This window comes from Nonomuraea sp. KM88, from assembly GCF_052245635.1.
Lineage (GTDB): Bacteria > Actinomycetota > Actinomycetes > Streptosporangiales > Streptosporangiaceae > Nonomuraea.
In genome coordinates, this window is the sequence record NZ_JBQQCC010000005.1 from 279,025 (window position 1) to 294,424 (window position 15,400).

General features: G+C 72.5%; 13 protein-coding genes. 11 read left to right on the forward strand and 2 right to left on the reverse strand.

The features are described from left to right. Positions 1-63: 63 nt before the first annotated feature. Complete coding sequence (locus ACTWPV_RS17845) at positions 64-957, forward strand: o-succinylbenzoate synthase (RefSeq protein WP_443152855.1); 894 nt, start codon at positions 64-66, stop codon at positions 955-957. Beyond that, positions 954-2,615 carry a 2-succinyl-5-enolpyruvyl-6-hydroxy-3-cyclohexene-1-carboxylic-acid synthase gene (gene menD / locus ACTWPV_RS17850; protein ID WP_443152615.1) on the forward strand — a complete coding sequence of 554 codons (1,662 nt, stop codon included), beginning with the start codon at positions 954-956 and terminating at the stop codon, positions 2,613-2,615. Before ACTWPV_RS17845 ends, menD begins: the two co-directional genes overlap by 4 nt. Here the strand turns inward: menD and ACTWPV_RS17855 are convergent. Both ACTWPV_RS17855 and ACTWPV_RS17860 read right to left on the reverse strand, forming a co-directional pair. Beyond that, positions 2,612-3,505 carry a 5'-3' exonuclease gene (locus tag ACTWPV_RS17855; protein WP_443152856.1) on the reverse strand — a complete coding sequence of 298 codons (894 nt, stop codon included), beginning with the start codon at positions 3,503-3,505 and terminating at the stop codon, positions 2,612-2,614. The two genes, menD and ACTWPV_RS17855, sit on opposite strands and share 4 nt — an antisense overlap. Positions 3,506-3,536: 31 nt before the next feature. After that, entirely contained in the window at positions 3,537-4,757 is a 1,221-nt protein-coding gene (locus ACTWPV_RS17860; protein ID WP_443152616.1) for a PP2C family protein-serine/threonine phosphatase, read from the reverse strand. Positions 4,758-4,903: 146 nt separating this feature from the next. Here ACTWPV_RS17860 and ACTWPV_RS17865 point away from each other — a divergent pair, with 146 nt between their 5' ends. The 9 genes from ACTWPV_RS17865 (at position 4,904) to ACTWPV_RS17905 (ending at position 15,043) form a co-directional block, all read left to right on the forward strand. Further along, a complete protein-coding gene (locus tag ACTWPV_RS17865) occupies positions 4,904-6,013 on the forward strand; it encodes a M24 family metallopeptidase (RefSeq protein WP_443152617.1) in 1,110 nt (369 codons plus the stop codon). Between the two features lie 159 nt (positions 6,014-6,172). Beyond that, complete coding sequence (locus ACTWPV_RS17870) at positions 6,173-7,006, forward strand: hypothetical protein (RefSeq protein ID WP_347645071.1); 834 nt, start codon at positions 6,173-6,175, stop codon at positions 7,004-7,006. Further along, positions 7,003-7,641 (forward strand): hypothetical protein, encoded by a 639-nt coding sequence (locus tag ACTWPV_RS17875; RefSeq protein WP_443152618.1) that lies wholly within the window; start codon positions 7,003-7,005, stop codon positions 7,639-7,641. The genes ACTWPV_RS17870 and ACTWPV_RS17875 overlap by 4 nt, the downstream gene beginning before the upstream one ends. A 27-nt stretch (positions 7,642-7,668) precedes the next feature. After that, positions 7,669-8,421: a protein phosphatase 2C domain-containing protein gene (locus ACTWPV_RS17880; RefSeq protein WP_443152619.1), complete on the forward strand. Its 753-nt coding sequence runs from the start codon at positions 7,669-7,671 to the stop codon at positions 8,419-8,421. A gap of 221 nt (positions 8,422-8,642) precedes the next feature. After that, the gene (locus ACTWPV_RS17885) at positions 8,643-9,509 is read left to right on the forward strand and encodes a terpene synthase family protein (protein ID WP_443152620.1); all 867 of its coding nucleotides are present in this window, start codon (positions 8,643-8,645) and stop codon (positions 9,507-9,509) included. Positions 9,510-9,767: 258 nt separating this feature from the next. Beyond that, the gene (locus tag ACTWPV_RS17890; RefSeq protein WP_443152621.1) at positions 9,768-10,361 is read left to right on the forward strand and encodes a GTP-binding protein; all 594 of its coding nucleotides are present in this window, start codon (positions 9,768-9,770) and stop codon (positions 10,359-10,361) included. Between the two features lie 23 nt (positions 10,362-10,384). After that, complete coding sequence (locus ACTWPV_RS17895) at positions 10,385-10,855, forward strand: Lrp/AsnC family transcriptional regulator (RefSeq protein ID WP_443152622.1); 471 nt, start codon at positions 10,385-10,387, stop codon at positions 10,853-10,855. 158 nt (positions 10,856-11,013) lie between these two features. Then, on the forward strand, positions 11,014-12,501 hold the full coding sequence (locus tag ACTWPV_RS17900; RefSeq protein WP_443152623.1) for a glycosyltransferase 87 family protein: 1,488 nt from the start codon (positions 11,014-11,016) through the stop codon (positions 12,499-12,501). A 349-nt stretch (positions 12,502-12,850) separates the two neighbouring features. After that, positions 12,851-15,043 (forward strand): HelD family protein, encoded by a 2,193-nt coding sequence (locus tag ACTWPV_RS17905; RefSeq protein WP_443152624.1) that lies wholly within the window; start codon positions 12,851-12,853, stop codon positions 15,041-15,043. Positions 15,044-15,400: the final 357 nt, after the last annotated feature.

Here is a 15,400-nt window from a genome sequence, read left to right on the forward strand (position 1 = left end):
CACGGGCCAGGTCACCGTGATCACCACCGTGATCACCACCGGGTCCATGTCTTCCGCATCCCGATGCGCACGCGTTTTCGCGGGCAGACCGTCAGGGAAGGGGTCCTGCTCCAGGGTCCCGCCGGTTGGGGCGAGTTCTCCCCGTTCCCCGAATACGGCCCGCGCGAGTGCGCCCGCTGGCTGGCCTGCGCCCGAGAGGCGGCCTTCGAGGGCTGGCCCGAGCCGGTGCGCGACAGCGTGCCCGTCAACACGACCGTGCCCGCCGTCGATCCCGTGCGGGCCCACGACATGGTGCGCCGCTCCAGCTGCGGCACGGCGAAGGTGAAGGTGGCCGAGCGGGGCCAGACGTTCGACGACGACGTGGCCAGGGTCGAGGCCGTGCGCGACGCGCTCGGCCCGTCCGGCCGGCTGCGGGTCGACGTCAACGGCGCGTGGGAGGTCGGCGAGGCCGTGCAGCGGCTCAAGCGCCTCGACCGGTTCGGGCTGGAATACGCCGAGCAGCCGTGCGCCACCCTCGACGAGCTGGCGGCGGTGCGGCGGGCGTGCGACGTGCCGATCGCGGCCGACGAGTCGATCCGCAGGGCGGAGGACCCGCTGCGGGTCAAGGCGGCGGAGGCGGCCGACATCGCGGTGGTCAAGGTGCAGCCGCTGGGCGGGGTGCGCGCGGCGTTGCAGGTGGTGGAGGCGTGCGGGCTGCCCGCGGTGGTCTCCAGCGCCGTCGAGACGTCGGTGGGGCTGGCCGCGGGGCTGGCGCTGGCCGCGGCGCTGCCGTCCCTGCCGTACGCGTGCGGGCTGGGCACGATGCCCTTGTTGTCGGGTGACGTCGTGGACGACTCGCTGGTGCCGGTGGACGGGCGGCTGGCCGTACGGCGTCCGACGGTGAATTATCAGCATTTGTCGGCATATGAAATCGACTCTCCCCAGTGGCTGAGCCGGATGCAGGAGGCGTCACGTTGAACCCCGCTACCGCGCTGGCCACGGTGCTGATCGACGAGCTGGTGCGCTGCGGCCTGACCGACGTCGTGCTGGCCCCCGGCTCCCGCTCCGCGCCCCTGGCGCTGGCGCTGCACGCCGAGTCGCGGGTGCGCCTGCACGTGCGCATCGACGAGCGTTCCGCGTCCTACCTGGCACTGGGGCTGGCCAAGCGCTCCGAGCGCCCGGTGGCGCTGATCTGCTCCTCCGGCACGGCCGTCGCCAACTTCCACCCCGCCGTGATCGAGGCGGGCGAGGCGGACGTGCCGCTGCTGGTGCTCACCGCCGACCGCCCGCCCGAGCTGCGGGGCACCGGCGCCAACCAGACGATCGACCAGATCAAGCTGTACGGCGACGCCACCCGCTGGTTCGCCGAGGTCGGCGTGCCGGAGGACCGGCCGGGCCAGGTGGCCTACTGGCGGTCGCTGGCCTGCCGCGCCTACCAGCGGGCGTCGGGCCCGGCCGCGCCTGGGCCCGTCCACCTCAACCTGGCCTTCAGGGAACCGCTGATCCCCGACGGCGACACCGCCTGGTGCGAGCCGCTCGACGGCGGCGCCAACGGCCCCTGGGTGCGGGCCAGGGTCGCGCCTCCACCGGTCGCCCTGCACCTCCCGCCGACCAGACGCGGCGTGCTCGTGGTCGGCGACGGAGCCGCCAACGTGCGCCGCTACGTCGCCGCGGCCGGCATGGCGGGCTGGCCGGTGCTGTCGGAGCCGAACGGCGGCGGACGCTACGGCGACCACGCCGTCTCCACCTACCACTATCTGCTGGGCACGCCCGAGTTCGCCGACACGCACCTGCCCGACGTGGTGGTGACGCTGGGCCGTCCCGGGTTGTCGCGGCCGCTGTTGTCGTGGTTGCGGCGTGCGGGGGAGCACATCGTCGTGGCGCCCGACCTCGACCGCTGGCCCGACCCCACCAGGTCGGCCACGCAGGTGGCGCAGGCCGTGGAGATCCCGGTGGCCTCCGGTGACGACACGTGGCTGCACTCCTGGCGCCAGGCCGACCAGGCGGCGAGAACGGCGCTCGACGAGGTGCTCGACGTATCGGGCACGAGCGAGCCCCGCCTGGCCAGGGACCTGGTCGACGCGCTGCCCAACGGAGCCCTGCTGTTCTGCGGCTCCTCGATGCCGATCCGCGATCTCGACCAGGCGATGCGGCCGCGGCGCGGCATCCGGCTGATGGCCAACAGGGGCGCCTCCGGCATCGACGGGCTGGTGTCGACGGCCATGGGGGCGGCGCTGGCGCACAACGGCCCGGCGTACGCGCTGATGGGCGACCTGTCGTTCCTGCACGACCAGAACGGCCTGATCCTCGGGCCCCGCGAGCCCCGGCCCGACCTGTGCTTCGTGGTCGTCAACAACGACGGGGGCGGCATCTTCTCGCTGCTGCCCCAGGCGGCGGTCCGCGATCCGTTCGAGCGGGTCTTCGGCACGCCGCACGGGGTGGACCTCGGCCATGTGGCGGCCGCGACGGGGACGCCGTACACGCTGGTGGGCGAGATCACCGAGTTGCCCAAGGCGCTGCGAGGCGAAGGGCCGCGCCTGGTCGAGGTGCGCACCGACCGCGAGGAGAACGTGCTCGTGCACGGCCGCCTGCGCGACGCCGCCCAGGCGGCCGTCCTGGCCCTGCTCGAGAGCTAACCGCCCAGGGCGTCGAGCAGCCGGTTGAGCGGGCTGTCGAGCCCGTGGCGGTCGGCCAGGCGGACGAGCGCCTCGGGGTCGCGCGGCTTGGCCGGCAGGGTCAGGTCGGCCGCCGGCAGCGGCGCGCCGGAGGCCACCTCGACGACGGCGGGTGCGGCGCGCAGGTAGTCGCGGGCCGCGGCCAGGCGGGTGCGGCTGCCGGCGGGGAAACCGTCGGTGACGCCCGCGTCGAGCGCTTCGAGCAGGGCGTCGAGCGAGCCGAAGCGGGTGATGAGCGCCGCGGCGGTCTTGTCGCCGACGCCGGCGACGCCGGGCAGGCCGTCGCTGGGGTCGCCGCGCAGCGTCGCGAAGTCGGCGTAGGCACGCCCGGGGATGCCGTACTTGGCGGTGACGAACGCCTCGTCGACGATCTGCAGGTTGCGGATCCCGCGGGCGGTGTAGAGGACGCGTACGGGGCGCGCGTCGTCGACGAGCTGGAACAGGTCGCGGTCTCCGGTCACGATGTCGACGGCGCCCGCGGCCTGGTGGGTGAGCGTGCCGATCACGTCGTCGGCTTCGTAGCCCGGCGACTCCAGGCGGGCGATGCCGAGCGCGTCGAGCACCTCCTGGATGACCGCGATCTGCGGCACGAGCGCCTCGGGCACCTCCTCGGTGTCGCCGTGGGCGACCCTGTGCGCTTTGTACGTCGGGATCGCCGCCACCCGGAACGCGGGCCGCCAGTCGGCGTCCATGGTGGCCGCCATCGCGGTGGGGGAGTGGCCGCGCACGAGGGTGGCGATCATGTCGATCAGCCCGCGTACGGCGTTGACGGGCGAGCCGTCCGGCCCCTTGACCGACTCGGGGACGCCGTAGAAGGCGCGGAAGTAGAGCGATGGGGTGTCCAGAAGCATGAGCACGCCTCTATCGTCGCACTCTCGCCGCTCACCCGGACCGCTCCTCCTCGCACGCGGGCACGCCGACGGCGAGCAGGCACGCGTCGTCCTCGGGGTTGGGGCCGCCGATGTCGGCCAGCAGGCGGTCGAGACCCGACTCCAGGTCGCGGACGGACACGTCGCGGGCGGCGGCCATGACCAGGTCGAGGCCGACGTCGATGTCGCGGGTGCGCCGCTCGACCAGCCCGTCGGTGAACATCAGCAGCAGGTCGCCGGGCAGCAGCCGGGTGGTCGCCGGCTCGTACGGGCCCGGCCAGCCGGCGCCGAGCAGCACACCGCGGGGCTGGGCGAGCCGGCTGGCCACGCCGTCGCGCACCAGGATGGGCGCCAGGTTGCCCGCCTGGCTCCAGGTGAGCACCCGCGTGCCGGGGTCGAGGTGGCCGACGATCGCGGTGGCGGTGGTGTCCTTCACCTGGTGCATGACCAGCTCGTTGAGCCAGGCCAGCAGGCGGTGGGCGGGCCGGCCGGTCATGGCGAGGGCGACGAGGGCGTGGCGGAGCTGGGCCATGCGCGCGATGGCGGGCAGGCCGTGGCCGGAGACGTCGCCGACGGCCAGCAGCAGCCGGCCGTCGGGCGCGTGAGCGGCCTCGAACCAGTCGCCGCCCAGGTTGGCGCTCTTCTCCGCGGGCACGTAGCGTACGGCGATCCTGGCGTGCGGCAGGTCGAGGCGTCCGGCGGGGCCCGGCAGGACGGCGTCGCGCATCGCGAGCATGACGTGGCGTTCCTCGGCGGCCTGCTCGCGGGATTCGAGGAGCTGCCGGCGCGATTCGGAGACCATGCGTTCGGCGCGGCGGCGGCCAGTGATGTCCTGGATGACGCCGTGCATGCCCACGGGGCCGCCGGGCATGGTCAGCGGCTCGAGGACGACCCGCAGGTCACGCAGCTCGCCGGAGCCCGTTCCGCGGCGGATGCGGAACTCGGCCTGCACCGGTTCGGAGCCGCGCTCGACTGACCACAGCAGGCGGTCGAGCGCGCCCATGTCGGCGGGTTCGACGAGCTCGGCCAGCTCGGGCAGCGGGATCGGGCCCAGGGCGGGGTCCCGCCCGAAGATCACGTAGACCTGGTCGGACCAGATGGTCTCGCCGGTGTGCGGGTGCCACTCCGCCCAGCCCATGTTGCCCAGCCGCTGGGCGTGCGCCAGTCGTACCGCCAGCAGCTCGGCGTCGCTCCCGTGCCCGAGCAGCCCGGCGGCGCCTATGACGTCGACCATGGGGTCTCACTCTCAAAGCGCAGTGGAACTGGACAATTGGCCTCACATTACGTGAGCGACGTGGGGCGGAGTGTAGCGACATCTTCCGGTGTCGTGAGAGCTTTTCGCGGATTTTAGGAGGCGCCGTCAGGAGTAGATTTGGGCCTGTGACGTCCTCAGATCTTTATCCCACCTCCCGCCTTGCCGCCGTTCACGAGGCCACCGCCAAGAGCGGTCTCGACGCCCTGCTCCTCACTCCCGGTCCCGACCTGCGCTACGTCAGCGGCTACGACGCCAAGCCGCTGGAGCGGCTGACGTGCCTGGTGGTGCCCGCCTCCGGCGAGGCCTTCATGATGGTGCCCAGGCTGGAGCTGCCGGCCGCCGAGGCGTCGCCCGCCGCGCGGCTGGGGCTGGAGTTCGTGGCGTGGGACGAGACCGACGACCCCTACGCGGTCGTGGCCGCGCGCCTGGGCCGGGTGGCCAGGGTGGGCCTGGCCGACCGCATGTGGGCCATGTCGTCGCTGCGTTTCCGCGAGGTGTTGCCGGACGCCGAGCAGGTGCTGGCCGGGAGCGTGCTGCGGGAGCTGCGCATGCGCAAGTCGCCGGCCGAGGTGGCGGCGCTGCGCGAGGCGGGTCAGGCCATCGACTCGGTGCACCGGCAGGTGCCGGAGTTCCTGCGGGCCGGGCGCACCGAGCGCGAGGTGGGGCGCGACATCGCCGAGGCGATCCTGGCCTCCGGGCACGCGACCGTCGACTTCGTCATCGTGGCCTCGGGCCCCAACGCCGCCAGCCCGCACCACGACGTCTCCGACCGGGTGATCGGGGCCGGGGAGCCGGTCGTGGTCGACATCGGCGGCCAGCTGCACAACGGCTACTGCTCCGACTCCACGCGCACCTACAGCGTGGGCGAGCCGCCCGCCGATTTCGCCGCCTACTACGAGGTGCTGCGCCGGGCCCAGGACGCGGCCTGCGCGGCGGTGCGGCCGGGGGTGCCCTGCGAGTCGATCGACGCCGCGGCCCGCGACCTGATCGCCGGGGCGGGCTACGGCGAGGCCTTCATCCACCGCACCGGCCACGGCATCGGCATCGAGACGCACGAGGAGCCCTACATCGTCGCCGGCAACGGCGAGGTGATGGAGCCCGGGTTCGCGTTCTCGGTCGAGCCGGGCATCTACCTGCGGGGGCGGCACGGCGCCAGGATCGAGGACATCGTGGTCTGCACCGAAAACGGCGGGGAACGGCTGAACACCACCCCGCGTGACCTGGTGATCGTCTGAACGACGGTCCGGATTCCCGCGAATCGGTCGCCAGTCGTGACTCTACGACTCCTTTACGTGTGCTTAGGTATTCCTTTGACTTGTTGTGTGCCGGAGTGGAGTTGAAGGGTGTCAAGGTACGGCTGGTGTCATTCGGCGTTCGCGCCGGCGGTGAGCCTGATGGTCTCGATGCTGTTGCTGGTGTCGGGGGCGGTGGGAGCGCTGCTGACATTCGTGGGCGCGACGACGGCGCCGGCGGGCGCGGCGTTCGTGGTCACGCTCATCATCGCGGTGTTCCTCACCGCCGTTCTCCGGATCGTCAGGGCCGTGCCCGACATCCGGCGGGAGAGCGCCGCGACGGCGCGGGCGGTGGCGAACGTGCAGGCGGTGAAGCCCGGTGACGACACCCTGGTGGGGCGCCGGCTGCGCCTGTTCAGGGAGGCGGCCGAGGCGGGCAACGACTGCGAGGCGGTGCTGAGCGCCCGCTCCGCGCTCGACGACAGCGAGATGGCCAACAAGCACCATCTCGACCACGCGCTCATCTGGGCGCTGCCCGTCTTCGGGTTCATCGGCACCGCCCTGACCATGGCCGGAATGGTCACCTCGTTCTCCAACGCCCTGGACGACCAGGGCGACCCCAGCGTGCTGATCGACGCGCTGAAGCAGCACGTGCTGCCCGAGCTGGCCTCGGCGTTCGGCGTCACCCTGATCGCGCTGTTCCTGAGCGTGGTCGCGTTCGGCGCGATGGCGCTGGTCGAGCGGTCCGAGCGGGCCAGCGTGGTGGCCGCCGACGACGTGTTCCTCATCTACATCGCGCGCCTGCCCGCCAAGCAGGCGGCTCCCGCCATGCACGGCCTCACGCAGGAGCTGGCCCAGTCCCGGCAGGAGATGGCCCAGACGAGGGGCAGGACCGAAGAGCTGGTCAAGGGCCTCGACGCGCTGCGCACCGCCGTCGAGCGGATGAGCGCGGCCGAGACCCGTCCGCAGAAGTACACCCTGGTGAGGGAGCCGTGAGGAAGCGGCCCTCCACCTCGTTCGCGCCGCCGCTCGACCTGCGCTTCATCGACCTGTTCATGGCCATCGTGCTCGCGCTGTCGTTCATCGCGATCATGCTGACCGTCGTGGCGCGGATGTTGCCGACGGAGGACGCCACGCCGCCCCAGCGGCAGCAGAAGACCGTGGCCCAGCTCGAACGCGAGCTCGACGCGGCCGTGGCGGCCCAGCGCAAGGCCGAGGCGGAGCTGCGCACCACGCAGCAGCAGATCGCCGACCAGACCGCCTTCGCCCTGCCCTGGTGGCTGATCGGGTTCTGCGCGCTGCTCGGCGTGCTCGCCGTGTTCATGAACTGGCGGCTCCGGCTGTGGAGCAAAGGCAGCCTGCCCCGGCTGCGCACCTGGTTACTGGTGACCGTGGTGATCGCCGTGGTCACGGTGGTGATCAGGGAGCTGAGCGACCGCGACGGCTACCTGCTGCTCGCCGAGATCCCCTGGTGGGCGGCCGACGCCCTCTGCCTCGGGCTGCTGCTGGTCGCGTACGTGCTGATCACCGGCATCCGCGACAGCCGGGCCGAACTCAGAGAGATCCGGGCCCGGCCGGTGGGCGGCGCCGCCCCCGGCGAGGAGCGCCGGCGCGTGCCGTCCGCCCGCTGACCGGGCGGGTGTGGCACAGTCGCTGCCATGTTCTCTGAGGTCACGTACGCCACCAGCGCCGGTTCCCCGCGCAGGAACGAGGACCTGGTGATCGCCGGGCCGTCGTGGATCGTCGTGCTCGACGGGGCCACCGCGGCGGCCGGGGTGGACAGCGGGTGCGCGCACGACGTCCCGTGGCTCGTGGCGCGGCTCGGGGGAGCGCTGGCGGCGCGGCTGGCCACCGGCCAGGGCGACGCGCTGGCCGCGATCCTGGAAGCCTCCATCGAGGAGCTGGCGGCGGCCCACGGCGGTGGCTGCGACCTGGGCAACCCCGATTCGCCGTCCTCGACGGTGGCGATGGTGCGGGCGGATCGGGGGCGGGTCGACTACCTCGTGCTGGGGGATTCGCCGGTCGTGTGCTCCCTGGCCGATGGCGGGGTCATGGCGGTGGTCGACGACCGGCTGGAGCGGTTGCCGGGCGGGCGGCCGTACTCGCTGGAGCTGGTGCGGCGGATGCGCAACGCGCCCGGCGGCTTCTGGGTGGCGGGCGCGCGCCCCGAGGCGGCCAGGGAGAGCGTGTGCGGGGCGGTGACCGCCACCGGGGCGGCCGTGCTCACCGACGGGGTGGCGCGGCTCGTCGACTGGTACGGATGGAGCTGGTCGGACGTGCCGGCAGCGCTGGCCGACAGGGGGCCCGCCGCGCTGATCGCGGCCGTGCGGGAGCTGGAGTCGGCCCGCGGGCCGGTGTCGGGCAAGCCGCACGACGACGCCACCGTGGCCTGGGGACGCCTGGACGGCTAGACCTGCCCGGGTCTTCGCCCAGGGCGGAGGGCGCCCGGGGTCCTCCGCCGGGCTGGGGCCGGCCAGGGGAGTGTCGCCCGCAGATATCGGAGCGGGCTGATCGGTCACGCTGCTGATACCTTGATCGTACGCGCACGATCATGAAACAATTCGGTAACAGCACAGAGCCGGATATTGGGGGTCGTCGCCCATGATCCGCGAGCCGATCGAGCGGCCCTAGGATGCGCGACGACGAGCTGGACGAGGCGTTCGAGCTCGGGCGGACGTGCGCGCTGGCCGCCGAATGCGGCAGAGACCTGCGACGGTGCGCGGAGATGTACAGCGGGCTGTTCCCCGCGGCGGCCTTCGACGCGGGGTGTTACGACGCCCTCACCCTCACCATGGCCTTCAGCGCGCCCTGGGCCAGCGCCGACCGCCTGAAGGTGGCCAACAGGGCCGCGTTGTGGGTGATGGCCGTCGACCGGCTGGTCAACCACACCGCGATCACCCGTGAGCAGGCCGGCCGCGTGGTCCGCGAGTGCCTGTCCGTCGCCGACGGAGCCGTGCCCCGGTCGGCGGCCACCCGTTTCCTCGCCGACCTGCGGGACGAACTGGCCACGGCCGGGGAGTTCGGCGAGCTGCGGTGGCTCTGGCGCGACCAGCTCGCCAGGATGCTGACGTGCATGGTCAGGGCGTGGGTGTGGCGCGACAGGAACGCCGTGCCGACGCTGGAGCGCTACCTCGACAACGCCGACAGCCGCGGCTCGTGCTTCGTCGACCTGTCGCACTGGATCTACACCGCCGACCGCTGGGCCAGGGCGCACCTGGAGGACCTGCGGGACGTCAGCAGGCTGGTCCAGCGCTACCTGCACCTGCTCGGCGACGTCACCTCCTACCGCAAGGACGTGAGCTGGGGCGACCTGAACGTGTTGTCGCTCGGCGTCAGCAGCACCGAGGTGAGGGAGGCGATGGCCGGGCTGGCACGCGAGGCCGCGGACCTCATCGAGCCGGTACGCGAGCGCAGCCCGCGTACCGCCACCTACCTGCGACGACAGATCGGCTTCACCGCCGGCATCAACGGAATTTCGGACTTCGACCGGACAGCGTAAAAGACTTGTCGGATTCCTTGACAGGCGAGCTTGACACCAGCCCGGCAGTATCGGCGAATAAGGGTGTTATAGGCAACAAACCGTGACATTTTGTTTCTTGTAAAAGCTTGCGGCTTGAGAGGAAAATGTGGCGTTGCTAGGGTGTCTCGATGCCAGGCATGTGGATCGACCTCCTCAACGCGCCTTGACAGGTACCACTGACCACGGCACCACAGGGGCGGGGTTGTGCATGCGCGGGAGAGGTACAGGCGGTGCTGGATGGAATTCGGTCACACTGACCGTTGGCGGCTTCCCACGGCGATCAAGATTCTGATCGCCGGGGGCTTCGGCGCGGGAAAGACCACCATGGTCGGAGCCGTGTCCGAGACCCGGCCCCTGCGCACGGAAGAGGCGCTCACCCATATCGGGGCGCACATCGACGACCTCGCGGGCGTCGAGCGCAAGCTCACCACCACCGTGGCCATGGACTTCGGCCGCATCACGATCCGCAACGACTACATGCTCTACCTGTTCGGCACCCCCGGCCAGGAACGGTTCTGGTTCGTCTGGGACGAGCTGGCCGTGGGCGCGCTCGGCGCCGTGGTGCTGGCCGACACCCGCCGCCTCGACGACTGCTTCCCCTCCGTCGACTATTTCGAGAAGCGCGACCAGCCGTTCGTCGTGGCGCTCAACTGCTTCGACGGCAGCAGGCCCTTCACCGTCGGAGAGGTGCGCTCGGCGATCAGCCTGGAGCCGGACATCCCGATCGTGCTCTGCGACGCCCGCAGGCGCGACTCCGGCAGGGAGGTGCTCATCACGCTGATGGAGCACGCCATCCGCAGGGGCGTCACCCCGGTCGGGACCATGTCGTGACCATGACCGGCTACCTTTGACCGGTGGAGGAAATCGACCGCCGGATCGTCACGCTGCTGGCCCGCGACGGCCGCATGAGCTTCACCGATCTGGCCAGGGAGACCGGGCTCTCGGTCTCGGCCGTGCACCAGCGCGTACGCAGGCTCGAGAAGCGAGGAGTCGTCCGCGGATACGCAGCGATCATCGATCACGACGCCGTCGGGCTGCCGATGACCGCGTTCGTGTCGATCAAGCCGATCGACCCCGCCGCCCCCGACGACGCCCCGGACCGGCTGGCGCACCTGACGGCCATCGAGGCGTGCCACAGCGTGGCGGGTGACGAAAGCTACATCCTGAAGGTCCGCGTGGCCTCGCCGGTGGCGCTCGAAGACCTGCTGCAGCAGATCCGGGCCTCGGCCAACGTCTCGACCCGCACCACGGTCGTGCTGAGCACCCCCTACGAGCACCGCGCCCCCGAACCGGCCGGCGAAGCCCCGGCGGAACGCACCGGCTGACCCCGTCCCGCCGGAGGATCGCTGAGGTCCTCGCGAGGCACGCCAGGGGAGCCGGAGATCGGCGCCTTCCGGGGGAGCGTGGCCGATGATGTGGACGTGTCCCTGTCAGGGGAGACGCCGCGGGCGTGGCGGGGAAGGCGGGGAAGGCGAGGCGGGCGATGGGGGAGCGCGGACGGCGCGGCCTCCGTCGCCGCGCGGCGGACCCTCCGCGCGCCGACCGCCCGCGCGCCGGGGCGCCACACGGCGGGCCGTCGCGTGGGGTTGCGCCGCGTGGTGGTGAGCGGCGTGGTGGTCCAGGCGGGAAGTGGCGGGGCCCGGCCGTCGCCGCGCTGCTCGCCCTCCAGGCGGCCGTGCTGGCCGGGATCTTCCAAGCGCCCCCCGGCAGCACCCTGGTGGGGTGGTACGCGATCACGTGGGTGTTGTTCGGGGCCGCGGTGTGGGCGTCGCGCGGCGTGCCGGGCCCGGCGGCGGGAAGGCTGGTGCTGGCGGGCGGCCTGGCCGTGATCGCCACCGGGCTGCTCGGGCCTCCGGCGACCAGCACCGACTCCTTCCGCTACGCCTGGGACGGCCGCGTCCAGTCGGCCGGCATCTCGCCCTACGACCACGCCCCGGCCGACCCCGCCCTCGCCTCGCTCCGGGACCCGTGGCTGTTCCCCCGCTGCTCGGAGGGGCACTTCTACCCGATCGAAGGGGGCGCGTGCACGAGGATCAACAGGCCGTCCGCGCACACGATCTACCCGCCGCTGGCGGAGGCGTACTTCATGGTGGTGGACCGGCTGTCGCCCGGCGACGCCCGGCACAAGCCGCTCCAGGTCGCCGGTGCGCTGCTGGCCGCGGGCACGCTGCTGGTCCTGCTGCGCGGGAACGATGCGCGGCGGGCCGCGTGCTGGGCGTGGTGCCCGGCCGTTCCCATGGAGGCGGTGAACAACGCCCACGTCGACATGCTCGCCGTCGCCGCCGTGGTGCTCGCCCTCGGCGGGCGGGCAGGGCCTTCCTTGCGGGGGGCGCTGCTCGGCGGGGCGATCGCGGTCAAGCTGGTGCCTGCCGTGGTGCTGCCGGGTGCACTGTCGGGTGCGCTGTCCGGTGCGCCGTCGAGCGGCCGGGCGGGACGGCGGGCCGTGTGGACGACGGTGCTCGCCGTTCTCGTCGTGGCCGCCGCCTACCTGCCCTACGTCCTGGTGTCGCGGGGTTCGGTGCTGGGCTACCTGTCCGGGTACGTGGCCGAGGAGGGTTACGACGAGGCCGGGGCGCGCGGCCGCTACGGGCTGCTGCGGCTGGTGCTGCCCGACTCCTGGGCCGTGCCCGCCGTTGTCCTCGTCATGGCGGCGGTGACGTTCCACGTCGTCACGCGCGGCGACCCGGACCGGCCGTGGCGGGGCGCGCTGGTGGTCACCGGCACGGCGTTCCTGCTGCTGACTCCCGGATATCCGTGGTACGCGCTGCTCATCGTCGCCCTGGTGGCCCTGGACGGCCGCTGGGAGTGGCTCGGCGTCCCCTTGGCGGGCGCGGTGGCCTACCTCGCCCCGGAGGCCGGCACGCCCGCCTACGCCGCCGCCGGCGCGGCGGTCCTGGCGGGCGCCGTTCTCCGCAGGTCACGCACGGCCCCGGTGGGCGTGGCCCGCGGCGCCCACCGGGGCCGTCAGTAGCGGGCGCCCGGGCACACCAGGCTTCCGCCGTGTGTGTCGTGTGGTGAGCGCGCCTGCCGCACCTGCTATGGATGACCGGGCGCGGGTCCGGATATCCGCTACGCGGCGGATCACCGATAATCCGAGAATCGCAGTGAACGGGACGAAGCGATGGGAGTGCCGCATCAGGCGTGCTAATGTCATCGTTTGTCGTAACAACAAGCAGAATGGCCCGGAGTGTCCCATTAACCACATTAATGGTCAGGCGGTAACGCGTCAAACGGAACGCGCCAGAGAGCAGGCGTACGTCACCCGCCTCTACGACCGTCTCGACGAGCTGCGCGAGCGCACCCAGCGACAGCTGAAGGAGGTGCTCGCCAACGGCGCCGTCGGCACGATGCAGAACAGGTCGGAGCGCGACACGTTCGCCGAGATGTACGCCGTGAGGCTCGCCCGGCTCTGGGCGGTCGAGCGCGGCCTGGTCTTCGGCCGGCTCGACCACGTCGAGGAGGGCCGCCTCTACATCGGCAAGCTCGGCCTCACCGACGACGAGCAGCAGCGCCTGCTGATCGACTGGCGGGCGCCGGTCGCACAGCCGTTCTACCGCGCCACACCCGCCGCCCCGATGGGCGTGACCAGGCGCCGCCACCTGCAGACCAAGGGCCGCGCGGTGGTCGGCGTCGACGACGACCTGCTCGACCTCGACTCGCTCACCGACGACGACCGCGCCACGCTCAACGGCGAGGCGGCCCTGCTGGCCGCGCTGGACGAGCGGCGCACGGGCCGCATGCGCGACATCGTGGCCACCATCCAGTCCGAGCAGGACCGCGTCATCCGCGGCGACCTGAACGGGGTCCTGGTCGTGCAGGGCGGCCCTGGGACCGGCAAGACCGTCGTGGCCCTGCACCGCGCCGCGTACCTGCTCTACACGCACAGGGAGCGGCTGGAGCGCAGGGGCGTGCTCATCCTCGGGCCCAACCTCACGTTCCTGCGCTACATCGAGCAGGTCCTGCCCTCGCTCGGCGAGAACGACGTGCTGCTGTCCACGGTCGGCGAGCTCTATCCCGGCGTCACCGCCACCGCCCGCGAGCGGGCCGAGGTGGCGGCGCTGAAGGGGGACGCGCGGATGGCCGCGGTGATCGCCAAGGCCGTACGCGACCGGCAGCGGGTGCCGCGCCGGCCCGTCGAGCTCACCCTCGGCCGCCTCACCCTCACCATCGACCGCGCCATGCTCGACGCGGCCAGGAACAAGGCGACCCGCTCGCGCCGCCCGCACAACCAGGCCCGGGCCGTGTTCGTCAGGTCGCTGCTCAACGCGCTGGCCCGGCAGCAGGCCCGCAAGATCGGCAAGGGGCTCATCGACGAGGACGACCTGGCCGACATGCGCGAGGAGCTGCGCACCGAGCCGGTCGTCAAGTCCGCGCTCAACCGGCTGTGGCCGTACCTCACCCCGCAGCGCCTCCTGCTCGGCCTGTACGGCTCGCCCGAGCGCCTGGAGTACGCGGCCTCGTCCCTCGCCCCCGGCGAGCGCGCGCTGCTGCGCCGGGACGGCGGCGCGTGGACCGAGTCCGACGTGCCGCTGCTCGACGAGGCGGCCGACCTGCTCGGCGACATCGACGAGCAGGTGCTGCGCGCCAGCGCCATGCAGGCGGAGGAGGAGCTGGCCGCCGCCAGGCAGGCCGAGGAGAGCGAGCGCGAGGCCGAGCTCGCCTACGCCCGCGAGGTCCTGGAGCTGACGGGCCTGTCCGACGTCATGGAGGCCGAGCGCCTCGCCGAACGCCAGCGTGGCGACGGCCCTCACCTCACCACCGCCGAGCGCGCCGCCGCCGACCGCACCTGGGCCTACGGGCACGTGATCGTGGACGAGGCCCAGGAACTCTCGCCGATGGCCTGGCGGGCCGTCATGCGGCGCTGCCCCACGCGTTCGATGACGATCGTCGGCGACATCGCGCAGACCGGCTCGGTGGCCGGCGCGCGCTCCTGGGCGGAGGTGCTCGACCCGTACGTGGCCGGCCGCTGGCGCCAGGAGCGGCTGACCGTCAACTACCGCACGCCGGTGGAGCTGATGGCGGTCGCGGCGCGCGTCCTGGCCACCGTCGACCCCGCGCTCAAGGCCCCGGTGTCCGTCCGCGAGCTGGGCGTGCAACCCTGGTCCGCGCCGCTCTCCGCGCTGGCCGAGCTGGTCAAGGCCGAGGTGGGAGAGGGCGGCAAGGTCGCCGTGGTGGTGCCCGACAGGTTGCTCGGCACGCTCGGCGCCGAGGTCGCCGCGGCCGTGGCCGGCACCGTGGTGGTGGCGCCGGGGGCGGGCCGGGCGAAGGGCGCGGAGGCGCTCGACGCGCCGGTGGCCGTGATGGGGGTGACGGACGCGAAAGGGCTGGAGTTCGACTCGGTCGTCGTGGCCGAGCCCGACGTCATCGCCGCCCAGTCGCCACGAGGGCCGAGCGACCTGTATGTTGCTCTCACCCGTGCCACGCAACGGCTCGGTGTCGTGCACGAGCAGCCGCTCTCCGAGGCGCTGAGGGGCTTGCCCGGCCGCTCGCAGGCGCCCGCAAAAGGGCTTTGATCCGCTTTACCGCGGGCCGCCGATCATGTACCACCTGCGAAAACTTGATGTTTCTGCTGATCGGGACACGGTTGACATCTGAGGTGGAGTCGGTAGTTTGCTGCGCAGTCCAGCACGGGACTTGGCCGGTTGGCCGTCTCTGACATCGCCGGATCCTGCGTCCGTGACGGAGTGTGACTTCGTCCACACAGCCAGGTGCAGGGCCGTCGGTCCGTCGAGTCGGGGCACCCCAACCGGGCGGGGGGTTGGACCCGGGACGGGCCCGGGAGCCCAGTAGACAACGGAATTCCGCGCTCGCCGCCGACGAGACGGGTCCGGTCCGAAGGGTTTCCGGGCCCTCTTCCCGTTCTCGTGCGC